The 24,043-nt window shown below is 51.1% G+C and carries 18 protein-coding genes, 1 tRNA gene and 1 pseudogene; 5 read left to right on the top strand and 15 right to left on the bottom strand.

The window, feature by feature from the left end; all coding sequences use genetic code 11:
- Positions 1 to 2 precede the first annotated feature (2 nt).
- The 11 genes and pseudogenes from gspG to EFER_RS14630 form a co-directional block, all read right to left on the bottom strand.
- The gene (gspG, locus tag EFER_RS14675; RefSeq protein WP_001087291.1) at positions 3 to 458 is read right to left on the bottom strand and encodes a type II secretion system major pseudopilin GspG; all 456 of its coding nucleotides are present in this window, start codon (positions 456 to 458) and stop codon (positions 3 to 5) included.
- 16 nt (positions 459 to 474) lie between these two features.
- Positions 475 to 1,698: a type II secretion system inner membrane protein GspF gene (gene gspF, locus EFER_RS14670; protein ID WP_001173475.1), complete on the bottom strand. Its 1,224-nt coding sequence runs from the start codon at positions 1,696 to 1,698 to the stop codon at positions 475 to 477.
- Positions 1,698 to 3,191, bottom strand: coding sequence for a type II secretion system ATPase GspE (gene gspE / locus EFER_RS14665; protein WP_000249376.1), 1,494 nt, complete (start codon positions 3,189 to 3,191; stop codon positions 1,698 to 1,700). The genes gspF and gspE overlap by 1 nt, the downstream gene beginning before the upstream one ends.
- Positions 3,191 to 5,251 carry a type II secretion system secretin GspD gene (gene gspD, locus EFER_RS14660; protein ID WP_000498829.1) on the bottom strand — a complete coding sequence of 687 codons (2,061 nt, stop codon included), beginning with the start codon at positions 5,249 to 5,251 and terminating at the stop codon, positions 3,191 to 3,193. The genes gspE and gspD overlap by 1 nt, the downstream gene beginning before the upstream one ends.
- Positions 5,252 to 5,280: 29 nt before the next feature.
- Positions 5,281 to 6,234: a type II secretion system protein GspC gene (gene gspC, locus EFER_RS14655; RefSeq protein WP_000135094.1), complete on the bottom strand. Its 954-nt coding sequence runs from the start codon at positions 6,232 to 6,234 to the stop codon at positions 5,281 to 5,283.
- A gap of 15 nt (positions 6,235 to 6,249) precedes the next feature.
- The gene (gene gspS2 / locus EFER_RS14650) at positions 6,250 to 6,660 is read right to left on the bottom strand and encodes a type II secretion system pilot lipoprotein GspS-beta (RefSeq protein ID WP_001332998.1); all 411 of its coding nucleotides are present in this window, start codon (positions 6,658 to 6,660) and stop codon (positions 6,250 to 6,252) included.
- Between the two features lie 65 nt (positions 6,661 to 6,725).
- Positions 6,726 to 7,535, bottom strand: coding sequence for a prepilin peptidase PppA (pppA, locus tag EFER_RS14645; protein ID WP_000895860.1), 810 nt, complete (start codon positions 7,533 to 7,535; stop codon positions 6,726 to 6,728).
- Between the two features lie 155 nt (positions 7,536 to 7,690).
- The gene (gene sslE / locus EFER_RS14640; RefSeq protein WP_024256527.1) at positions 7,691 to 12,217 is read right to left on the bottom strand and encodes a lipoprotein metalloprotease SslE; all 4,527 of its coding nucleotides are present in this window, start codon (positions 12,215 to 12,217) and stop codon (positions 7,691 to 7,693) included.
- Positions 12,218 to 12,890: 673 nt separating this feature from the next.
- Positions 12,891 to 13,167 (bottom strand): annotated as a pseudogene (locus EFER_RS24865) (Arm DNA-binding domain-containing protein); the annotation flags it as partial.
- 157 nt (positions 13,168 to 13,324) lie between these two features.
- Positions 13,325 to 13,400, bottom strand: a tRNA-Phe gene (locus EFER_RS14635).
- Between the two features lie 105 nt (positions 13,401 to 13,505).
- Complete coding sequence (locus tag EFER_RS14630; RefSeq protein ID WP_024256526.1) at positions 13,506 to 14,213, bottom strand: DUF554 domain-containing protein; 708 nt, start codon at positions 14,211 to 14,213, stop codon at positions 13,506 to 13,508.
- Positions 14,214 to 14,619: 406 nt separating this feature from the next.
- On the opposite strand from EFER_RS14630, the gene EFER_RS14625 reads away from it, so the two are divergent.
- Positions 14,620 to 16,755 (top strand): ornithine decarboxylase, encoded by a 2,136-nt coding sequence (locus tag EFER_RS14625; protein WP_000855539.1) that lies wholly within the window; start codon positions 14,620 to 14,622, stop codon positions 16,753 to 16,755.
- Between the two features lie 50 nt (positions 16,756 to 16,805).
- Here EFER_RS14625 and nupG read toward each other — a convergent pair whose 3' ends face one another.
- From nupG to mutY, 4 genes are all read right to left on the bottom strand, one after another.
- A complete protein-coding gene (gene nupG, locus EFER_RS14620) occupies positions 16,806 to 18,062 on the bottom strand; it encodes a nucleoside permease NupG (protein WP_001049783.1) in 1,257 nt (418 codons plus the stop codon).
- A 227-nt stretch (positions 18,063 to 18,289) separates the two neighbouring features.
- Complete coding sequence (gene mltC / locus EFER_RS14615; RefSeq protein WP_015953698.1) at positions 18,290 to 19,369, bottom strand: membrane-bound lytic murein transglycosylase MltC; 1,080 nt, start codon at positions 19,367 to 19,369, stop codon at positions 18,290 to 18,292.
- A gap of 64 nt (positions 19,370 to 19,433) precedes the next feature.
- Positions 19,434 to 19,709, bottom strand: a complete 276-nt coding sequence (locus EFER_RS14610; protein WP_000091700.1) for an oxidative damage protection protein — start codon at positions 19,707 to 19,709, stop codon at positions 19,434 to 19,436.
- A gap of 27 nt (positions 19,710 to 19,736) precedes the next feature.
- Positions 19,737 to 20,789, bottom strand: a complete 1,053-nt coding sequence (mutY, locus tag EFER_RS14605) for an A/G-specific adenine glycosylase (RefSeq protein ID WP_015953697.1) — start codon at positions 20,787 to 20,789, stop codon at positions 19,737 to 19,739.
- Positions 20,790 to 20,949: 160 nt separating this feature from the next.
- Between mutY and trmB the strand changes: the two genes are divergently transcribed.
- The 4 genes from trmB (at position 20,950) to ansB (ending at position 23,999) form a co-directional block, all read left to right on the top strand.
- Entirely contained in the window at positions 20,950 to 21,669 is a 720-nt protein-coding gene (trmB, locus tag EFER_RS14600; RefSeq protein ID WP_000786911.1) for a tRNA (guanosine(46)-N7)-methyltransferase TrmB, read from the top strand.
- Positions 21,669 to 21,995, top strand: coding sequence for a YggL family protein (locus EFER_RS14595; RefSeq protein ID WP_001107564.1), 327 nt, complete (start codon positions 21,669 to 21,671; stop codon positions 21,993 to 21,995). The genes trmB and EFER_RS14595 overlap by 1 nt, the downstream gene beginning before the upstream one ends.
- Before the next feature lie 52 nt (positions 21,996 to 22,047).
- Positions 22,048 to 22,767 (top strand): YggN family protein, encoded by a 720-nt coding sequence (locus EFER_RS14590; RefSeq protein WP_000984726.1) that lies wholly within the window; start codon positions 22,048 to 22,050, stop codon positions 22,765 to 22,767.
- Between the two features lie 185 nt (positions 22,768 to 22,952).
- Positions 22,953 to 23,999: an L-asparaginase 2 gene (gene ansB / locus EFER_RS14585; protein WP_000394143.1), complete on the top strand. Its 1,047-nt coding sequence runs from the start codon at positions 22,953 to 22,955 to the stop codon at positions 23,997 to 23,999.
- The last annotated feature ends 44 nt before the right edge of the window (positions 24,000 to 24,043 follow it).

Genomic DNA, 24,043 nt, shown 5'->3' with positions numbered 1-24,043 from the left:
GATTACTGAAACTCCTGCAAATTCCAGTTACCGATATCTGCGCCAGCACCTTCCCCGTTTTCCTGACCATCCGCCCCTAAGGTGTAAACATCAAACAGTCCTTTTTCACCCGGGCTGAGATACTGATAATCATTGCCCCACGGATCCTTTGGCAGCCGTTTGATGTATCCACCAGGACGGTAGTTACGGGAATCCGCCATATTGGCCGGTTGCTGGATCAGCGCCTCAAGCCCCTGTTCGGTGGTCGGATAACGCCCGTTATCCAGTCGATACATATCCAGCGCGTTCTCCAGCGCCACGATATCGCTGATGGCTTTTTGCCGATCTGCTTTCTCTTTGTTGCCCAAAAGGTTAGGCACCACCAGACTTGCCAGGACGCCAAGAATAACAATCACCACCATCACTTCCAGCAGGGTAAAACCTGCCCGTGGTTTTTGTGTACGGGATAACGAATTCATGTGATAACTCCGTAAATTACATTCCAACCATATTGTTCAGTTGCAGCATCGGCTCGAGGATGGCGATGACGATAAACAGCACCACGCCCGCCATCATTACCACCAGCGCCGGTTCAAACAGCCCTAACGCCAGCCCCACCTGAGTATCAAACTCCCGTTCCTGGTTGACTGCGGCCTGCTCAAGCATGGTTTCCAGTTCACCGCTCTGTTCGCCGGAGGCGATCATGTACAGCATCATCGGCGGGAACAGGCGCAACTCCGCCAGCGCAGCGCGCAAGCTGCTTCCTTCGCGGACGCGATCTGCCGCCAGCAGCAGTTGTTGCTCGACATAACGATTTGCCGACACGGCAGCGGCGGTCTGAATGCCTTCCAGCAACGGAACACTGCTGGCGGTGAGGATGCTTAACGTGCGGGAAAAACGCGCCGTATTCAGCCCGCGCGCAACACGCCCCGTCACGGGCAAACACAGCAAGGTTTTATCCCAGCGCAGGCGCATCGCAGGATTTTTGAGTAGTCGTTGCCCCAGCACCAGAAGCCCCAGCAGACCCGCCAGCCAGTAAACGCCGCTGGTCTGCAATGCGTCGCTCATAGCGATAAGAGCGCGGGTGGAGGCAGGCAGCGCGTGTCCGAGATGATCAAACTGTTCGATAATTTTCGGCACCACCGCCGTCAGCAAAATAGTGACCACGCCCGTTGCCACCACCAGCAGTACCAGCGGATAGAGCATGGCCTGCAGCAGGCGTGATTTCAGGCGCTGTCGCTGTTCGGTGTAATCCGCCAGGCGATTGAGTACCACGTCGAGATGCCCGGATTTTTCTCCGGCAGCCACCATCGAACAAAACAGGGAGTCAAAGACGCGGGGATGTTCGCGCAGGCTGTCCGACAGGGTGTAACCTTCCTGAATCCGGCTGCGTAGCGCCATTCCGAGGCTTTTTACATGCAGTTTTTCACTTTGCTCACTGACCGCCTGTAAGCAGGTTTCCAGCGGCATTGCTGCCTGCACCAGCGTTGCCAGTTGGCGAGTGAACAGCGCCAGATCTGCCGCCGCCACACGACGATGTGCGTGTTGCCGACGCTGCAACATTCCCCCTGACGAAGCATTCATCCGGGCTTCAATGTGTACGGGGATAAGCTCTTTACCGCGCAACAACTGGCGGGCATGACGCGCGGAATCCGCCTCAATCATACCTTTGGTTTTGCGACCATTACGCTGTAACGCCTGATAGTAAAACAGTGCCATTACGCCTCCATCGTTACCCGCAGCACTTCATCGAGAGAGGTTTCTCCGGCAAGCACTTTCTCAATGCCGTTGCTGCGGATACCCGCAGAGTGTTGCCGGACATAACGTTCCAGCTCCAGTTCCCCGGCCTGACGGTGGATCAAATCACGCAATGTGGCGTCCACCACGATCAACTCATGGATGGCAGTACGCCCGCGAAAACCTTTGTGATTACAGGCGGGGCAGCCCTGCGGGTGGTACAGCGTGACGGTACGCACGTCGGTAATTCCCAGCAGGCGTTTTTCTTCATCAGTGGCAGGCGCGGGCTGGCGGCAGTCGGTGCACAGTGTGCGAACAAGTCGCTGCGCCATCACGCCCGTCAGGCTGGAAGAGAGCAGGAAAGGCTCCACGCCCATATCCTGCAAACGTGTGATCGCCCCCACCGCTGTGTTGGTATGCAGCGTGGAAAGTACCAGGTGTCCGGTCAGTGAAGCCTGAACAGCGATTTCTGCGGTTTCGGTATCGCGGATTTCACCGACCATCACCACATCCGGGTCCTGACGCAAAATCGCGCGCAGGCCACGGGCGAAGGTCATACCGACGCGGGTGTTAACCTGTGTCTGACCGATCCCTTCAATCATGTATTCGATGGGGTCTTCAACCGTGAGAATGTTGCGCGAGTGGTTGTTCAGCTCCTGCAATCCAGCGTACAGCGTGGTGCTTTTGCCGGAACCGGTCGGCCCCGTCACCAGAAAAATGCCGTGCGGTTTGTGTAACAGCTGGCGCAACTGCGCAGTCAGTTCGAGACTTAAACCCAGACGCTCCAGCGTCAGGCGAGCCTGGTTTTTGTCCAGCAGTCGCAGCACCACGCGCTCGCCCCAGGCGGAAGGCATGGTGGAGACACGCACGTCAATCGCCCGACCGCCCAGCAGCAGCGCAATGCGCCCATCCTGCGGTACGCGTTTTTCGGCGATATCCAGCCGTGCCATCACCTTAATACGCGATACCAGCAGCGAGGCCAGTTTGCGCCCCGGGCGCAGCATTTCATGTAATGTGCCGTCAACACGAAAACGGATCACCAGACTCTTTTCAAATGTCTCGATGTGGATATCCGAAGCGCCTTCTTTAATCGCCTCTGCCAACATGGCGTTGATAAGTTTGATGATTGGCGCATCGTCGTCACTTTCCAGCAGATCTTCCGTTTCCGGCAGTTCTTCAGCGAGGGTAAAAAAGTCCTCGGCGGAACCGAGATCTTCCATCAGCTGGCGGGCCTCGGAAGAGTCCCGCTGCCAGACCGCATTCAGCCGCTGCTCAAATTCGGCCTCGTCGATTTGCCGCAGCGTAAAAGACGCGTTCAGCCCCCGCTGCAGCTCCTGCAAAACAGAGAGCGACAACGGATGCACATGGAGGATCTCCAGCGATGCTTCGCACCATGCCACCAGGCTAAACCGACGGCTGAAACTGTAGGGCAGACGCACGGTGTTGGCGGTGGTTTCCTGTGCTACAGGCACCATTAACGCGTTCTCCCGGCATTAAGGAACGCACGAACTTCCGGCGGTAGAGCCTGATTTTGCGCTGGCAGTACCGGCTGCGCGGTGTGCGGCATCAGGCTTAAGCCTTGCTCATCGCGATAGATCTGTTCGGCGCGCATATAGTTATATTTGCGCTGCGACACGCCGTCTGCCGCCATACCATCACGCAGAATGGTCGGGCGGATAAACACCATCAGGTTACGTTTTTCTTTTTTATCCGCCGTCGATTTAAACAGGTTACCAATCAACGGGATATCGCCAAGCAGCGGCACTTTCGCCACGCTTTCTCCCGCCTGATCGTCCATCAGACCGCCAAGCACGATCAGCTCACCATCGTTTGCCAGCACGGTGGTTTTCAGTTTGCGCTCGCCAAACACGACGTCGAGGCTGGTCTGTCCTTCCACCTTCGACACTTCCTGCTCAATCACCATCTGTACCGCGTTTCCTTCGTTAATCTGCGGCGTGACTTTCAGCATGATGCCGACTTTTTTCCTTTCTACTGTATTGAAAGGATTGCTGTTATTGGAGCCAACGGTAGAGCCGGTTAATACCGGAACATCCTGGCCCACCATGAAGAAGGCTTCCTGGTTGTCCAGCGTAGTGATGCTCGGCGTGGAGAGAACGTTCGAGCTGGAGTCGTTTTTAACCGCCTGTACCAGCGCCATCCAGTCGCCTTTCACCACGCCAACCGCCGTACCGCTAAATCCAGAAAGAAGCTGGGCGAGCGTGGAGAGATCGCCGTTAGTATCCGGATTAATGGTGGTGGCACCGTTTTCGCTGATCACCGTTGAACCTTTCTGTGGCTTCGCCTGAGAAATGGCTGCGCCCAGCGTACCGATAGGGATCTGCGTACCGTTAGCAAACTGCATTAATCCGGCATCTTTCGACGCCCACTGCACGCCGAAGTTGATATTGCTGCCTTCGGCAACTTCCACGATCAACGCCTCGACATGCACCTGAGCACGGCGAATATCCAGTTGTTCAATCACGCTTTGCAGCGACTGCATAATGTCCTGCGGCGCGGTGACAATCAGGGCATTACTGTGTTTGCTGGCGGCGATGGAGACAACCTCACGCCCGCTACCAACCGTGCCTTCCGCCTCTTCTTTAGCCGCTGTGAGCGTGCCGCTGACCTGTTTCAACACATCGACCAGATCTTCGGCTTTGCTGTATTTGAGATAGAACACCTGGCTGTTGCCGCTGCGCTCCATTTCTGAGTCCAGCCGACGGATCAGGCGGCGCATTTTGTCTCGCGTGGCAGGGTCACCACTGACAATCACGCTGTTGGTGCGTTCGTCGGCGACAATTTGAGATTTCAGCGTCGCAGGCTGGTTCTCGCCGCTGTTTTTGGTCAGGCTTTCCAGCACGCGGGCAATTTCCGAGGCCGAGGCGTTATCCAGCGGGATCACCTCTTCGGTGCGGTTTCCCGCATGATCCACGCGCTGGATCACTTCCGTCAGGCGCTCCACGACGGAGGCGCGTCCGGTAAGCATAATTACGTTGGAGGGATCGTAATTAACAACGTTGCCTGAGCCTGCGCTGTCGATCATCTGGCGCAGGATCGGTGCCAGCTCGCGTACCGACACATTACGTACCGGCACTACTTTAGTGACCATTTCATCGCCCGCGTAGTTGTCGCTGCCTTCACCGACCAGCGGCAGCGGCTCAACTTTTGCGGCGCTGGATTTCACCACCTTCAGCACGTCGTTTTCCATCGGTACGACGGCATACCCCTGCGCTTCCAGCAGATTAAGGAATAACTGGTAATACTGGCGTTCATTGAGTGGGGTCATGGTACGAATACTCACTTTCCCCTGTACGCCCGGCCCCATAATGATAGTTTTATTAAGGTTAGCGCCGACGGTTTCGATGAACGATTTCAGGTCTGTATCTTTAAAATTAGCGGTGAAAGTGGCTTCTTCCGCCCAGACCGGTGAACTGCATAATGCCGCTGCCAGCACCAGCGGCAGTAAACGCTTTTTTGTTTTGAGGCCAGTTGTCTTCTTACGCCAGACCGACAACGTAATATCACGCCAAAACACGATGAATGATTCTCCTGGATTAAATGCGGTTAGCGCAGCGCGATGGAAATGTCGTAGCGCGCACCCTTGCGTAAAACCGTAAGTTGAATGGAATCCATTGAAGGTAATTGCCGCATCAGAGCAATCATTGCTCGTGGATCAGTGAAATCCTGCTGATTTAGTGCAATGGCGATATCGCCTTCCTTGAAACCGCTGGCATCGAACAGAGAACGATCTGCCCCCGGTTTCACTGCATAACCGACAATCCCCTCCTTACGCACAGGCGTAAGCTGGATATAGTTAAAAATTTTCTGCGGATCTTTCGCCAGTGCCTGACGCACGGCAGCCGGGATCTCAACGGGCGCACTGGCAGCAGGCTCAGCAACAGCTTGCTTTGCTTCGTCACTGACGGCTTTTTTGTTGGTCACGGCTACGGTGGAACGCTCCTCTTCTGCCAGACTGAGCCGCTCTATTTTTCCCTGATAGCGCAGCATCACATGGTCGCGGTTGATTTCCTCAATCACTGCGTTGTGAGAGCCAAGCCGTTCACCCTGCAAATAGACCTGCTGTTTGCCACCTTCTTCAATAACCGCGCCGGGTCTGGCACCAAAGGCGATCCCGCGCAGCACCACATTAAGACGCGTTTCTGCTACAGGTTCAGGTTGCTTTACCGGTGTGGCGACGCGCTGATATTTACCAAACCAGTTTTGCTGGCTGATTAATTGCGCGTCATTTTTATCGAACGGTTTTGCATCCGCGCGGGGCGGTTTATTCACCGATTGAGAAACCGCCGTATATTCCGCAGAAAAGGAGAAATAGCGCCAGAGTGAATACGCCATTTTTGCAGAAATAATAAGCAGCATCAGCCAGAACATCGCGCGTACAATTTTGCGAAGATGCTCTTTGTTTGTATTAAGAGATTGTCTCTGGTTAAGAGTGTGACGAATTTTAGTCAGCCATTGAATGAGATAAATTCGTGCGTCACGAAAAACAACCCGCGCCAATTTATATACCCGACGTTATGCTTTGACTATTCCACAAGTAGTGCGATCCAGTTTCCGCTGATACTGGTTACCTGTACGTGTATCATTAATCGTTATGCTGTAATTAATTCCCTCGGTGATCATTAATTTCACCGTTGGGTCTGCACACATTTGTCGTTGGTAGCTGGTTAAAAAGGCGTCAGGCGTCTGCGTGGTCTGAGCACCCGCTTCGCTGATGATGGTCATTTTTACCGTCGTGCCGCTGCTTTGCGCCAGCACTAAGGTATAACCCGCAGATTTAATCGGCAGGTTTTGGCTGATATTTTGCGCCTGTTTTTTCGCCAGTAAACTGGCATTTTCATTATGGCTGGCACAGCCACTTAATAATCCTGTAGCGCTCAACAATAGCGATATTAATACCCTCCCTGGCATCTGTTTTATCGACATGGTAAATAATCTCTAAGGTTATTAATAAGAGTTAAAATGTCACTTTGATAATGACGGGGTTATCATTAAAACAATGCCTGTAGATAAAGTGTTGCTATACCGCCCAGACTTAAACACGGTCCAAAAGGCAGTGTGGTTGATCCTCTTTTTGTAATAACGGCATATATCAGGCCGCAGCATGAAGCGATTAAAGCCACATTGGGCAGCGACAACGCGCCTACCCAGCCACCTAACGCGGCGAAGAGTAATACATCGCCCATGCCTAATGCTTCTTTACGCAGAATTATTCCGGCCAGCCAGCGCAGGGAGTAAAACGTAATAAACCCCACCAGAACGCCGGTAACTGAGTCTTGTAGCGTTAACGGGCTCTGTTGCGCCCATGCCGCAATCAGTCCTGTCCACAATACGCCCTGAGTAAAAACATCGGGCAGCCATTGGTTATCAAGGTCGATGATGCTCGCGGCAATCAGCCAGGCGGATAATATCATCACCGCCAGCCCCCATCCACTTTCCGGCCAGACCAGACTCGCCAGCAAAAAAGCGAGTGCTGTCAATAACTCGACCAGCGGATAACGCTTGCTGATTTTCGCCTGACAATCACGGCAGCGCCCTTTGAGCATCAACCAGGAGAGCAGCGGAATATTGTCACGAACGCGGATGGTCTGCTGACAATGCGGACAGTGCGAACGCGGCAGCGCCAGGCTTATTTTTGACTGCGCACTCGGCATTTCACCGTGAAACTCCGCCATTTGTTGGCGAATCATGATGGGATAACGCCAAATCACCACATTCAAAAAACTGCCGATGATCAATCCTCCTACGGTTGCCAGTATGGGCATCGCCGCAGGGTATTGCTGAAAAACATCAAAAAGCATGGTTAAAGGTTATTTGTTGTAACTTGCCGGATGTGGGCCTGCAGGTGTATGCCATACGGCTTTCCTCCAGGCCCGATAAGCTGGCGCATCGGGCAAATGTGTTGACCCGGTGCGCCTTATATCATGCCGGATGCGGCGTGAACGCCTTATCCGGGTTATTCAGCAGGCATCGAATACTCGGTAACCTTGTTAATGGTTTCCGGCCCCTGTTCCGGTTTCGGCAGCTTGAGCGACGCCAGCGTGTTGTAAGCCGACTGGCTCACACCGCCTTCGAAGCTCATCTCCGTCGCTCCCGGCAACTGGTAAGCATTCGCACCCGGATTCCATTTCTTAAAGAATGCGGAAAGGTCCGTCTGGGCGACCCAGGAGGCACACAGCATCAGCGTGTCCGCTGCGTTACCGTTGGATTCAGCACAGTAATTCTTGCCGCCAAAGGTTTTGTCGCCAACCTCATCGCCGCGTGCTTTACGATGCATCAACTGGAACAGGTTCCAGCCTTTCATCCCTTCACGATCGCTGTAGAACGCTGGCAGATTGCCATCTGGATACCACTTCTTGATATCAAAGTTCTTCTCTGCCCATTCCTTCAGTTGTGCGTACATCAGCAGACGGTCACCCGCACCGCCGCGCGCCCATGCCTGGTTGTTGCTCTCCTCCAGATATTCCGGTGCGACGGTAATATCGTCAGCGACACGGTTCATCTTGCCGAGATAACGATCCTGCATGTACAGCGCCAGCACATTGTTCGCCACTTCGGTCGCGCCTGGAACAGTCAGCGGCGTTTCGGCGGCGTTGTGCCCCACTTCGTGCCAGATCAGCCAGTCGTTCAGCGGCGTCGTCGGCAGCGTGGTGCTGTTCGGCGAGAAACTGCTGTTCATCACCGGATAACCCGAGTGCGCGTCACCAATGGAGATCTGCACATCGTTGGCGAAACGATGTTTATGCCCCGTCAATGCTTTATAGGTAAACATCCGGTGGTTACCGCTTTCGCTATCACGACCGTAGAAGTCATTCATCGAGCTGGCAAAGGTATCCAGATCTTTAGCGAATTGCTCCAGTCCGCCCGTGTAATTGCTGGCATTCAGGTTCTTCTTCGGTGTGGTATAGACAAACGACGCAGACTCCAGTTCGCCCAGCGGGGCAGGGGAGTTCAGATCGTGTTGCCACTTACCGTCTTTATAGAACGGCGCTTTTACTACACCGGTAAAGGTGAAGTCAGCTGATTGCACCTCTTTGCTGTCGCCTTTGATGTAAATCAGACCGCCGTAAGGGACTTTGAACGTCACCTTATCATTGGCTTTCAGATCATAGGTTTTCGTCACTCTGGGCGGACGGTTCAGGCTAACTTCATGCTTCTCTCGTCCTGTCAGGTCGTCGGCCAGCGCAACAGTCACGGTCACAGGAACTGTCGCCTTTGACTCAATGCTGACTTCCTGCTGGGCAGGTGCCCACAGGCCAGTTGACTGCATGTTACCTGCAAACCATTTGGTTGGATCTGAGTACAAGTTAATGTTTTGTGTGACGGTTTCGCCGTTTGTATCCACCACTCCCGGATACTTCTCAACATCAACTTTGATGTTCAGATCCCACCAGGAACGGCCCAGCATCAGGCGTGTCAGCGGTTTTTCCATATAGTTGAGCGGGTAGCTCGGGTTCATCATTCCCACTTTGCTGCTTTCTTCACCGTAAATCATCTTGTTATCAATCAGCGATTTTTTCAGCTCAGCAGAACACTGCGTACCAACGTATGCATTGTTGGTGTAGCAGTTCAGAAACTCAGTGAACGTTTTAAAGCCCAGCTCGTCTTCTTTACCCTCTTCATAACGGTATTTCGTCTCGTTCCACAGCCAGACGGACATGTTTTGGTATAAACGTTCCAGATCAACGCTGTTGAGACGCTCACCCTGGCGGCCATTGGTACGGAAATAAAGCTCATGTTGATACAGACGCTGGATGTTGGTGCCTAAATCCGCAGCCTGCAGCATCGCTTTCGCGGTGTCGGCGTCAAGATTAAGTTGCGTATAGCGTGGAACAAACATGCCACCGGTTACCGGCACATCCGTGCCTGGACGGTATTCCAGACAGTTGACCTCATAGTGGTAGTCAGAATCCTTACACTCTTCCAGCCCAGGGAACGCGTCCAGAATTCTCTGCTTTGCCGCAGCCAGTGACTCAGGCGTTTTGTGGTCGGCTTCATCTATAAAGGCGAATTGGGTTACCTGTTTACCCTCAACTTCTTCCTGCCAGCTGGCAACTTCCAGCTTCGGTTTGTCATCAGGTTTGTTTTCTTGCTGATATTTCCAGATAACTTCTTTCGTGGTGTCATCAATGGTATACGGTGGTTTACCATCGACAGCCGGATAACGCTCATAGACCCAAATTGGCGTTGAACGTCGTTGACGAACACGGTCCGGGTAGCCTTGCGGATCGTTATTTACTACCGACTTGTTAAGCGCCATCGACAAACCTGCAGCATCAAGCAGACGTACAAAGCCAGATGCGCTCTCTTCCTTAAGATTGCTCATCACGTTTTCCATGATCAGCACCGATCCACCTTTGTTCATATAGGCGATCAGATCGGTCACATCCTGCTGAGTCAGCTTCGGTTTACTGCTATCTGCTCGCAGAGGAATGGAGTAAGGATCGCTACCCCAATGTGTGACGTATTCAAAGCCATTGAGGATCAACAGAGGAACTTCATCTGGATTCAGATTGCCATAGCTGGTCATCGGTTTGACCGTGATGCCAGCGAAATCCTTATGGAACGCAAACGGTGCGCTATTTCCCAGCACCTGGCCATGTTTTTTGAAATACACCGTATCCAGGTTAGTACCCACGGTCATATTGGATTTTGCATCCGGCAACCAGCGATCATTTGACAGATAGCGCAGCATGTTCTCCATGAAGTTCTTCATGTCATCCGGGTCGCTGTTGAGCGTACACTGCCCGTCTTTATTAACGCCCCCGTTCCAGCTGTAACCGTTCGGGCAACGCAGGATGCTGTTGTAGTGTGGGTTACCGATAACCATCAGCTTGCCATCGCCCACTTGCCCCAGCGAGATAAACGGCAGGTTGAAGGTGGCGGTTTCGCGTGTCACGTTCTCTGGTCGCACAATGGAAGGCGCCTCAGTAATGTACGCCAGCTCATTTTTATCCCAGGCACGTTTCTCGCCGAAGGCCAGCCAGTAGTTTTTATCATTACGCGCCATCAGAATCGGGAAGGCCGCGTTAGAGATATTAATCACCGCCTGACCACGGGCGTTACCCGTACTGCCATAGAAGTTGGTGGAGTCATGGAAAACGTGGAATTTCGACACGGATTTGTAATCCTCGTCCACTCCCCACAACTTGTTGATAACGCCCTGAATTTGACCTTCATTAATGTTGCGCGCTGTCAGTGAGAACCAGCGTGGAGAGTTACAGCTCCCGGTTGTGTTGCAAATCGCGGTATCGATCTCTTTTGCTTGCCCGGATTTAAGCTGTGCAAGAAATTCGTTTGGCAGCTCAACGGTTTGATCGCCTTCGTTCAGCGTCGCGCCATTGGATAACGAGAGATTGATAATCTCGTTGATCACGTTGGGATACTCGGCAAAGACCTTGCGGACCACATCCGGGATCTCACGATCGTTATTTTCTCCAGCCTGGGAGTAACGATGAATAAGCTGATCGATATTCGCTCCACGAACTTCGTCACCCAGCTCAGTCAATGCAATGGTCGATTTATTACCGCGTACCGATCCCAGCTCAAATGTGTCGATGCCAAAGGAGATGGTTTCGCCCCAGCTAAAGGAGAATTTGCCATTTTCGCCAGTTACGCCACGGCCTGAGCTGGTGTAGTAATTTACGCCAACAACACCATTGCCCAGGCTATCCACCAGACGGCCTTCGGAGAGAATAATTTCAGTAGGTTGATACTGATAAAACTGTTCGGCATTTGCCGATACGAATTTAGCATTCAGATCCGGCGTTGTACCCGGTGTAGTGGCAGGCACAACCGGTGACGTATGAGTCGATGGTGCTTTATCAGTGGCGGCATTGTTTTCCACCTCTTCATTCACCAGCTTTTGGAAATCTTCCTTTGCCAGATCAATCTGCTTATACAGTTTTTCAAAGCGTGCGCGATCAACCACAGATGTGAAGTTCAGACAGACCTGTTCATCATCTGACGGGCAGCTGTTGCTGGAAGTCACCAGGGCGAGCGCATTGTTTTTCTTATTCTCAGAGCTGGCCAGCTCCTGCGCATCCTCGAGGCTAAACGCCACTTTCTCTACATCACTGCGGCTGCGTGCCGTTTCCGCCAGAGTGTCAAATGTGGCGATAGTCGTACCGCCGATTACGCAGGTAACCGTATCGCCGGGCGTAAAGGTGAAGCCAACACTGGGTGCGTTATTACAGAAAGCGCCACTTACCCGTTGGCTTCCCCCCAGGGTCAGATAACCGGTTTTAGTGGGCGTTGGTTCAGGCTCCGGGTCTGGAGTGGGTTCCGGGTCTGGATCAGGTGTCGGCGTCGGTTCCGGATCTGGTGTTGGATTTGGATTAACATCCGGGATGGAACCAGAGCCAGAATCTCCAGGTGGATTGGCAGAAGAAGAGCCTGAGCCACCACCGTCACAGCCCGTTAATAACGTTGCACTCAAAATAGCCGCTAAAAGCGATTTCTTATATTTAAATTTCTTACTCATTAATAACGCAAGTGAATAAATTAAGTTGACGGAATCGTAACGCAAGAAATAGTTTTATATATTATCTTCTGTTCGAAAATACCCTCCTGTTATTCAGAAAGTGTCATTTTTAGTAAGATTTTTGCCTCTGTAGTTTTACTGTGCTAACAGCCTCGCTACGGCAATATTCGACAGAATACTTAATTACTTATGCGATTACCTAAACTCTAAAGGAGCGGGAGTATTATTAATTATCACTTTAAAATCAATAAGGATGTTGAGGTTTAACATCTATTAATACATATTATTAACGCTTTATAAATTTAATATATGACGAGGAAATAGTTAATATCATAATTTGCACTAACATGATTGTTTTGCCTGGTATGTTAATTGGTGAAATTATTTATTCTTTTACAGGTTATTACTCACGGTAGTTATTATTTAACGGCACTAAACACGCTTTATAAGCTAATGTAGAGAGTCTAATGTTGAGGATTTTATAGCCGATGTGTCATGCCTCTGGCATTTTGTCTGGACCATGCTCCCGCATCAAACGAGGCATTGCGCAAACCATACAGACTCCGTGCCGTGGGAGCAGGAAAAATGCACTCTGCTCCTGAGCCTCTTCACGCCAGGCATGTTCTGATGTCGTTCTGCTGCGGCGTGGATTCTATAGACAACTGGTGTGCTACGCGGTGGCGATATACAGAAACGTCCGGGAGGCGTCAACGGTGTCGGTTTGCGTAGCTGAGAGGAATTGATACGGGATACCAGTAGATTAGCTGCGAGAATCGCGCTTTTTGCGGGCTTCCGCCTGTGTTATTTGTGGGTAGGGGCCAAAAGCCATGCCGCTTTCTTTACCGCTGAAACTATAGCGAAAATACCACAGCTTGGAGCCGCTGGTGGATACAGTCAGGTGTCTTTGCGAGGGGCTTCGCAGCGTTGATTTTATTGTCAGCCAGGGTCATATTGGGCTTTCTGTTTCATTGAACTGAAAGATCTGTTATTTGACCGCAAATTTCCCGGATACACAGGAACAAATCAAAACGTATTGAGAAAGATGTTACGTTAACTCGTTGAATTTACTACGTGCTGGGATTGAAAGGGAAGTATAAAAAGGAAAGGTGGTGCCCGGACTCGGAATCGAACCAAGGACACGGGGATTTTCAATCCCCTGCTCTACCGACTGAGCTATCCGGGCAACGGGGCGCATTAAACCTTATCTGCCTCGTTTCGTCAATGAAAATTCTTTAAATCCTTTCAGACTGCGCATTCCACCACCAGTTTGTTGCTATTACAGTCATTTTCAGGCGAAAAATGCAGTCCAGGCAGCAGACATCGGCATTGCCAGTGCCAGAGCAGGAAGCATATTGACCACCGGGAACATTTTGATACCGCAAATTCGTAAACCCGTCGCCACTAACAGTAACCCACCTACAGCACTAAAATCTCCCATCATCGCCGGGGTTGTAAATGGCAATATCAAGGCGGCGCAGGCGGCAAGTGTGAGCTGCACCGCTAGCAATGGGACAGCAATAGCAGAAACAGCAATCCCTAATGAACAGGCAAAGATAAGTGCAGTAAAAAAATCGAGGAATGATTTGGCGATCAAAATGCTGGGATCGCCTGTCATTCCTTCATTCATTGCACCGAAAATCCCGGTGCCGCTGGCACAAAACAACACAATAATTGCCACATAATTTTGAATGAATGATTCATGAGTCGATTTTTTACCTGGCTTACTGAACATCTGTTGCGCTTTTGCCACGCCGCCGTTGATGCCTTTTTCGAGATAACAGAATTCACCTATCAGTGCACCAATCAGCGTTGCCAGTACCATTGCAGGTAAATTGACGCATTTGACCACTAATAAAATACCAATCCCCAGTGAGGCCAGACCAAATATTGAGGTCATGGAGACGCGAATCCGTTCAGGTAAGCGCTGGCTGATGATTGCGCCAAGCGCCCCGCCAATTAACACCGCTGCGGCGTTTATAAAGGGTCCGATTACCACCTTCGTTCCTTCTGAAAATATATCAAAGTGCATTATTATGCCCTGATTACTCGCTCTTATGCTTGTTCAATCGCAAAGAGTCGGTCCGTGCTTTATTGCGCCTCCTGGCTAAAGATGCCATGATTGCGCAAATTTTCTCCTTTTTGATGGGCCACAAAAGATGCTTATTAAACGTGCGTTACGCTTTTTGCATTGTCTGGTTGTGTGCACCATTTCCCCATTTTTAACTCTCCAACGCACCATGCGGTGAAGGTATATCAGGCTCACTGAAGGACAACAGTAAGCGCAGAGTGACTCTGTTTTTACTGATGTCTGGTGGTTGCAGCTGCGAACCAGTCTGGGCAACGACTCTTCGGGCAAGGCTAGCACCTTGCTCTGGTGCTAACTTTTTCGAAATGAATTGAGCATGAAAACAATGAAAATTGCCGCCAGTGGTGAACTGGTTGCCCGTTTGTCTACGCATCGTGATGTGGTGGCGCTGGATAGTACCGATTTTACCGAAGTCGCCGCTGTCGTCATCACGGTTACGGATAGTCGCAGTGGGATCCTTACCTTACTCAAACGCACTGGTTTTCAATTACCCGTATTTCTCTTTAGCGAGCAGGCTTGCTCGATGCCGCAGGGGGTGACAGCGGTTATGAACGGTAGCGAACAACAATGGCTGGAGTTGGAAGCTGCTGCCCGTCGCTATGAAGAAAATATGCTACCGCCGTTTTATGACACCTTGACTCAGTATGTCGCAATGAGGAATAGCACTTTTGCCTGCCCTGGGCATCAGCATGGCGCATTCTTTAAAAAGCATCCTGCTGGTCGTCATTTTTATGATTTCTTTGGCGAGAATGTTTTTCGCGCCGATATGTGTAATGCCGATGTCAGGTTGGGCGATTTATTGATTCATGAAGGCTCAGCAAAAGATGCTCAAAAGTTTGCCGCCAAAGTTTTTCATGCCGATAAAACCTACTTTGTTCTGAATGGAACTTCGGCGGCAAATAAAGTGGTCACCAATGCATTACTGACACGTGGCGATCTGGTGCTTTTTGATCGCAATAATCATAAATCAAATCATCATGGTGCTCTGATTCAGGCTGGCGCAACACCGATTTATTTAGAAGCTGCGCGTAATCCGTTTGGCTTTATTGGGGGTATTGATGCGCACTGTTTTAATGAAGAGTATCTGCGCCAGCAAATTCGTGCCGTTGCGCCAGAAAAGGCTGACCAGCCGCGCCCATTCCGTCTGGCAATTATTCAGTTGGGAACTTACGACGGCACTATCTACAACGCTCGTCAGGTGATCGACACCATCGGTCATCTTTGTGATTACATTTTGTTTGATTCTGCCTGGGTCGGTTATGAGCAGTTTATCCCGATGCTGGCAAATAGCTCGCCGTTGTTGTTAGAGCTTGACGAAAAAGATCCTGGCATTTTTGTCACTCAGTCGGTACACAAGCAGCAAGCCGGATTCTCGCAAACCTCCCAGATCCATAAAAAAGATAACCATATTCGCGGGCAGGCACGTTTTTGTCCGCATAAACGGCTGAATAACGCATTTATGTTGCATGCTTCCACCAGCCCTTTTTATCCATTGTTTGCCGCGCTGGATGTTAACGCCAAAATCCACGAAGGGGAGAGTGGGCGTCGGTTGTGGGCTGATTGCGTGACTCTGGGGATCGAAACCCGTAAGGCGATTCTGGAACGTTGTCATCTGCTGCACCCGTTTGTGCCGCCGGTTGTGGATGGTAAGCTGTGGCAAGCGTGGTCGACAGAAGTTATCGCCAGCGAGAGACGGTTTTTTAGTTTTGAACCTGGAGCAACCTGGCATGGATTTGAAGGTTATGCGGAGGACCAATATGTTATCGACCCGTGTAAATTGCTGCTGACAACACCAGGAATCGATGCTGCCAGTGGTGAGTATAGCGATTTTGGCGTTCCTGCGACCATTCTGGCGCATTACCTGCGTGAAAATGGCATAGTGCCTGAAAAGTGCGATCTCAATTCCATTTTGTTCCTGCTGACGCCTGCCGAAAGTGCCGAGAAGATGGCACATTTGGTGGCAATGCTGGTGCAATTTGAACAACATATTGAAGATGACACACCACTGGCTGATGTGCTGCCGTCTGTCTTCAACAAGTATCCGGTACGTTATCGTGACTATACCCTGCGCCAGCTCTGTCAGGAGATGCACGATCTGTATGTCAGTTTCGACGTCAAAGACCTGCAAAAAGCGATGTTCCGCCAGCTGAGTTTCCCGAAAGTAATGATGAACCCACAGGATGCGCATAGCGCCTATATTCGCGGTGAAGTGGAGTTGGTGCGGATTCGTGATGCCGAAGGGCGAATTGCGGCCGAAGGGGCGTTACCTTATCCACCTGGCGTGCTGTGCGTGGTGCCTGGAGAAGAGTGGGGCGGGGCGGTACAGCGTTATTTTCTGGCGCTGGAAGAAGGGGTGAATTTGCTACCAGGATTTTCGCCGGAGTTACAAGGTGTCTATAGCGAAACAGATACGGACGGGATGAAACGTTTGTATGGTTATGTTTTGAAGTGAGAATAAAAAACGGGGCACCTTCTGGCGCCCCGTTGCTGTTTCATCACTTATTAGTGGCTGGTAGTTTGCGTACCGGCAGGTACACGAACATGTTTGTATTTAAACATTGCCATAAACGCGAAGGCCAGAACCACTGAGTAGCCAGCAAAGATCAGCCACACGGTCTGCCAGTCGGTAATGCCGTTCTGGGTGTAGATTTCAACCACTTTACCGCTCACGATGCCGCCGAGGATACAGCCGAAGCCGTTAGTCATCATCAGGAACATCCCTTGCGCACTGGCGCGAATCGCCGGGCTAACTTCTTTTTCCACAAATACGGAACCAGAGATATTAAAGAAGTCGAATGCGCAGCCGTAAACAATCATCGACAGCACCAGCAGTACAGTACCGAACGGAGTCGGGTCGCCGTAAGCAAACAGAGCAAAACGCAGGATCCACGCCACGATACTGATCATCATTACGTTCTTAATACCGTAGCGGCTTAAGAAGAACGGGATGGTCAGAATGAACAGGGTTTCAGAAATCTGCGAAATCGACATGATGATCGACGCATGCTGCACGATGAAGCTGCTGGCGAACATTGGGTCTTTGTCGAAGCTGTGCAGGAAGGTATTACCAAACATGTTGGTAATCTGCAGTTCCGCGCCCAGTAGCATTGAGAAGATGAAGAAAATCGCCATGCGCTTGTTTTTAAACAGCGCGAACGCATCGAGGCCCAACAGGGTTGTCCAGCTCTGGTTTGCTTGTTGTTTAGCAACCGGGATGTGCGGCAGTGTCAGGGTAAACAGCACCAGAATGGCAGAGAGTGCGGCGCCAATATACAGCTGCATATGGCTCAGTTCGAAACCAGAGAGGCTAACTGCCCACATCGCCATAATAAAGCCGATGGTGCCCCAAATACGGATTGGCGGGAAGTCAGTAACGATATCCATCCCCGCATTTTGCAGGCGGTAGTAAGAGATGGTGTTGATTAACCCAAGTGTTGGCATATAAGCAAACGAGTTAATCAAAATCACAAGGAACATTGCCTCCGGTGTGGTGACTTCCGCCGCCATAAAGAGAGTGATAGCGCCAATGGTGTGGCAAATGGCGTATACCCATTTCGCACTTATCCATTTATCGGCAACAATCCCCAGCAGGGCCGGCATAAAGACGGCGGCGATACCCAGTGAGCTATAGACAGCACCGATGGCAGCACCATCGAATTTAAGCGTCACAAACATATAGGAGCCGAGGGTGGTCAGCCAGCTCCCCCACAGACAGAACTGCAGAAAGGAGAGTATTTTCAGCTGCAGCTTTAAATTCATGTTAGTTTCCTCACACTGCAATGCGTGTTGATGTTAACAAAGGTACAATTCTGGAAGAATTATGATGAAATCACATCAAATTGTGACGCGAATAGTATCAAATTCTGATGACAGTCTGGTGTTGTACGTCACAAAAATTTGCAAGCAGTTTCAAATTGCAAGAGGAATAGTGATGAAGATCTCATTTTTTATTTCCGCTGCGTAAAGTTAACGCAGCGGAAATAACATTATCGGCGGCGGTATGACTTCTGCGCCGTGTTCACTTTATAAAGATAACGGCGAGATTCCGCAGAGGGATGGCGGGTCGTCAGAGTCTGATAAACATCGCCCGGTGTCATGGTGTTAATAATATTGGCAGCCTGAATCTTGTCATTCGAAAAGACTCGCAGCACGCTGCCTGCGCCGCCGTTATAGGCGGTGATGACGGCGTAACGTCGCGATGTTGGGTTATCAATTCCGCCGAGATAAACATTGTTTAACATCGCCAGATACGCGGTGCCGGTATCTATATTGCTGGCAGGATCAAACAAGAAACTGCGGCTCGGCGTGCCGGATTTCCCCTGCGAGCGGAACACATCTTTCCCGGCAGTATGTTGTACCACCTGCATTAATCCCAGCGCGTCGGAACGGCTGACCGCATAGGGGTTAAAGGAAGATTCGGTCTGCATAATTGCGAGAATCAGCGACTCATCAACGCCATATTTCCGTGACGACTGGCGGACCATGCCGAGATATTTGTGCGCACGTTTATCAAGGTGGTTCGGCACCATGTTAATGGTGACGCTGTAGATGATACGCAGCCCGTTGCTGCGGCTTTTCAGACGGTTTTTCAGCAGATAATCCGCGAAGTTGCTCGCGCGGCCTTCCCAGCGAATCGGCTGCCCGGTGTTGTCCACCACCTGACCGTAAAGGAAAGGTTCTTTCGAAATCGTAATATCATCAACGTCGGAATAGAGATCGACCGAACTCGGATCGTCACCCATCAACAACGTTTTGATAATTGCCCGGCGCAGGTGCGCGGCAGGTTCTGTCCCGGCGATGGTTTCGATAGTAATCGTACCGTCATCGAAGTTGATGTGGCTGCGGGTCTGATATTGATCGGTGTATTTCACGTAGTCCTTAGGACCGGCGATCACCACCTCTTTGAAGCCCCAGATGTTCTCAATATTGTGGGCAAATTGCCCCATCAGAATATCAAAACCGTTGGTATCTTTGACCCAGGCTTCGTTATAGGTATCGCCTTTTTTGGTCGTCGAACAGGAGATGAGCAACGGCGCAATCAAAGCCAGCGCGAGATATTTTTTCATCATTCCGGGTGCGTGTTGTGTTTGTTTTTATGCAAGTTGCCGGAGGTGACCTCCGGCTCTGTTTTTATTTTTTATCTTCCGGCGTATAGCCCTCGATATGCACCTCTTTACCCTCGAACAGGAAGTTGACCATCTCCTGCTCCAGCAGTTTGCGGTGCTCGGCATTCATCATGTTGAGTTTCTTTTCATTAATCAGCATGGTTTGTTTGTGCTGCCACTGCGCCCAGGCTTCTTTGGAGATCTCGTTATAGATGCGTTTTCCCAGTTCGCCGGGGTACAGCTGAAAATCCTGACCTTCTGCTTCACGTTGCAGGAAAGTACAAAAAATCGTTCTGCTCATAAATCATCCTCTTTATCGACTCACGCGCTAAACCGGCGCGCCAGTGCGTAACTGCTGTAACAAACGCTCCACGGGAGCCGCCAGGCCAACTGACGGCGGTTGCGCTAAGTTATACCAGAGCGCATTGCCTTCATCCATGCAGCCGGTGAATGACGACACGGGAAGCCACATAGGCACAATATCTAAGTGGAAATGGCTGAAGGTATGGCGAAACGCGGTCAGCTGCATCAGGTTATCGGCAGCAATCTGCCGTTGCGCCAGCCATTGCCGCAAACTTTCTTCATCGGCAAACTGCGGGAAACAGTATAAACCGCCCCACAATCCGCTCGGCGGACGCTGCGCCAGAAATACTTCATCTTCGTGCTGTAACAGCAGAAAGTAGCCGGTGCGCTCCGGTAGCGTCTGTTTCGGTTTTTTGCCCGGATAAAGCGACCAGCTATTGTTGGCGGTGGCAATACACTCGTTTTGTAGCGGGCAGAGCGAACATTTCGGTTTCGAACGCGTACAAATCATCGCGCCCAAATCCATCATCGCCTGATTAAACCGTTCCACGCCAACCGCGGGCGTCACCTGCTCGCTTAAACTCCATAGTTTATTCTCGACCTCTTTTTTCCCAGGCCAGCCGCTTACAGCATAGCAGCGTGCCAGCACGCGTTTGACGTTACCGTCGAGAATCGGAAAGTGCTTACCCAGAGAAAGTGAGAGAATCGCGCCTGCGGTGGAACGCCCGACGCCCGGTAACGCGGCGACCTCATCAAAGGTTTCCGGGAATTTACCGCCGTGTAAGGTGGCAACTTGCTGTGCCGCTTTATGTAGATTGCGCGCGCGGGCGTAATAGCCCAGTCCGGTCCACAAGTGGAGAACTTCGTCCAGCGGCGCATTGGCGAGATCGGTCACCGTCGGGAAGCGCGCCATAAAGCGTTCAAAATAGGGGATAACGGTCGCAACCTGAGTTTGTTGCAACATCACTTCTGAGAGCCATACTTTGTAGGGCGTCTTGTCAATTTGCCAGGGCAGAGTTTTTCGCCCGTATTTATCGTACCAGTCCAGAACCTGGGCTGAAAATTGCGACGCTTGCATGGTCACCGAATTCACTGTTGTTGGGGGCAAGATTGCAGCACAGCGACGGCAGGGTGTAAACCGGAACTTTCCGCAGCCACGGCCTTATCATGCTTGCATCCGGCAACTAACTTTGGATAATGCCCGTTTTCAGAACACTTTCACAAGCGACTAAATCTTTATGAAAAACGACGTCATCTCACCGGAATTTGATGAAAACGGCCGCCCACTGCGCCGTATCCGTAGTTTTGTGCGCCGCCAGGGGCGACTGACCAAAGGCCAGGAACATGCGCTGGAAAACTACTGGCCGGTGATGGGCGTTGAGTTCAGCGAAGATATGCTGGATTTCCCTGCGCTTTTTGGCCGTGAAGCGCCAGTGACGCTTGAGATTGGTTTCGGCATGGGGGCGTCGCTGGTGGCAATGGCTAAAGATCGCCCTGAGCAAGACTTCCTCGGCATTGAAGTGCATTCACCGGGCGTTGGTGCGTGCCTGGCTTCTGCGCATGAAGAAGGTTTAAGCAACCTGCGCGTGATGTGTCACGATGCGGTTGAAGTGCTACACAAAATGATTCCTGACAATTCATTGCGCATGGTGCAGCTCTTTTTCCCTGACCCGTGGCACAAAGCGCGCCATAATAAACGCCGTATCGTTCAGGTGCCGTTTGCCGAACTGGTAAAAAGCAAACTGCAGCTGGGGGGCGTATTCCATATGGCGACCGACTGGGAACCTTATGCGGAACATATGCTTGAAGTGATGTCTTCGATTGACGGTTATAAAAACCTGTCAGAGAGCAACGATTACGTACCGCGCCCGGCATCACGTCCGGTGACGAAATTTGAACAACGTGGTCATCGTCTTGGTCACGGAGTATGGGACTTAATGTTCGAGAGGGTGAAATAATGGCAAAGAACCGTAGTCGTCGTCTGCGTAAAAAAATGCACATCGACGAATTCCAGGAATTAGGATTTTCGGTGGCATGGCGATTCCCGGAAGGTACATCGGAAGAACAGATTGATAAAACCGTTGATGACTTTATTAACGAGGTTATCGAACCAAACAAACTGGCCTTTGACGGCAGCGGTTATCTGGCCTGGGAAGGTCTGATCTGCATGCAGGAAATCGGCAAATGCACCGAAGAGCACCAGGCGATTGTACGTAAGTGGCTGGAAGAGCGCAAACTGGATGAGGTACGCACCAGCGAACTTTTCGACGTTTGGTGGGACTAATAAAGCATACGGGCCAGCAGATGCTGGCCTAATTTTTTCTTGAGGGAAGACTATGATGCGCAAACTGCTGCTGGCGGCAGCACTTTCAGTAACGGCAATGGCCGCTCATGCCGACTACCAGTGCAGCGTCACGCCGCGTGACGATGTGATCCTTAGCCCACAAAACGTGCAGGTGACGGGCGAAAACGGCAATCTGGTGATTACCCCGGACGGCAACGTAATGTTCAATGGCAAGCAGTATTCACTGAATGCCGCACAACGTGAACAGGCGCAAGATTATCAAACAGAACTACGTAGCACATTGCCGTGGATTGATGAAGGCGCGAAAAGCCGCGTCGAGAAAGCCCGTGTCGCGCTGGATAAAATTATCGTTCAGGAAATGGGCGAAAACAGCAAAATGCGCAGCCGTCTGACCAAACTTGATGCGCAATTAAAAGAGCAAATGAACCGCATTATTGAAACGCGCAGCGATGGCCTGACGTTTCACTATAAAGCCATTGATCAAGTTCGTGCCGAAGGCCAGCAGTTAGTAAATCAGGCGATGGGCGGAATTTTACAGGACAGCATTAACGAAATGGGGGCGAAAGCGGTGCTGAAAAGCGGCGGTAACCCATTACAAAATGTGCTGGGCGGACTCGGCGGTCTACAAACGTCAATTCAGGATGAATGGAAAAAGCAGGAAAAAGACTTCCAGCAGTTTGGTAAAGATGTCTGTAACCGCGTGATTTCCCTCGAAGACAGCCGCAAAGCGCTGGTAAGTACCCTAAAATAATCTCTTCTTTCTTTTTCTAACGGCACGGTATTTGCGGTGCCGTTTTTGCATTTTCAGTATTTTTGTTAACCGAATCAGATTTTCGAAATTAGAAAAGTATATTTGTTCAGTAAATTGCTTTACATCAAATCATTCATCCCGTGAATTTCAATAATGCCTTTGATTCACGTAACTGGAGGAATGAAATGGAGTTTTTCAAAAAGACGGCACTTGCCGCACTGGTTATGGGGTTTAGCAGCGCAGCACTGGCTCTGCCAAATATCACTATCCTGGCGACCGGAGGAACGATTGCCGGTGGTGGTGACTCCGCAACCAAATCTAACTACACAGCAGGTAAAGTTGGCGTAGAAAATTTGGTTAATGCGGTGCCGCAACTAAAAGACATTGCGAACGTTAAAGGTGAGCAGGTCGTTAATATCGGCTCCCAGGACATGAACGATGATGTCTGGCTGACACTGGCGAAAAAAATTAACACCGACTGCGATAAGACCGACGGCTTCGTCATTACCCACGGCACCGACACGATGGAAGAAACCGCTTACTTCCTCGACCTGACGGTGAAATGCGACAAACCGGTGGTGATGGTCGGCGCAATGCGTCCTTCCACTTCCATGAGCGCAGACGGTCCATTCAACCTGTATAACGCGGTAGTGACCGCAGCAGATAAAGCCTCCGCCAACCGTGGCGTTCTGGTGGTGATGAACGACACCGTGCTGGATGGTCGCGATGTCACTAAAACCAACACCACCGACGTAGCGACCTTCAAATCTGTTAACTATGGTCCGCTGGGTTACATTCACAACGGTAAGATTGACTATCAGCGTACCCCGGCACGTAAGCATACTGGCGACACACCGTTCGATGTCTCGAAGCTGAATGAATTGCCGAAAGTCGGTATTGTTTATAACTACGCTAACGCGTCTGATCTTCCGGCTAAAGCACTGGTGGACGCGGGCTATGACGGCATCGTAAGTGCTGGTGTGGGTAACGGTAACTTGTATAAAACCGTGTTTGACACCCTGGCAACCGCCGCGAAAAACGGCACTGCGGTAGTGCGTTCTTCTCGCGTACCAACGGGCGCAACCACTCAGGATGCCGAAGTGGATGATGCGAAATACGGCTTCGTCGCTTCTGGCACGCTGAACCCGCAAAAAGCGCGTGTTCTGCTGCAACTGGCTCTGACGCAAACCAAAGATCCGCAGCAGATCCAGCAGATCTTCAATCAGTACTAATCACCTCGCCCCGGCATCTTGCCGGGGTATTTACACTTCAGACT

Origin of the sequence: Escherichia fergusonii ATCC 35469 (assembly GCF_000026225.1) — a bacterium.
Taxonomy (GTDB): Bacteria; Pseudomonadota; Gammaproteobacteria; order Enterobacterales; family Enterobacteriaceae; genus Escherichia; species Escherichia fergusonii.
The sequence above is the reverse complement of the archived record's forward strand: the minus strand, read 5'-3'. Positions and strand labels throughout refer to the sequence as shown.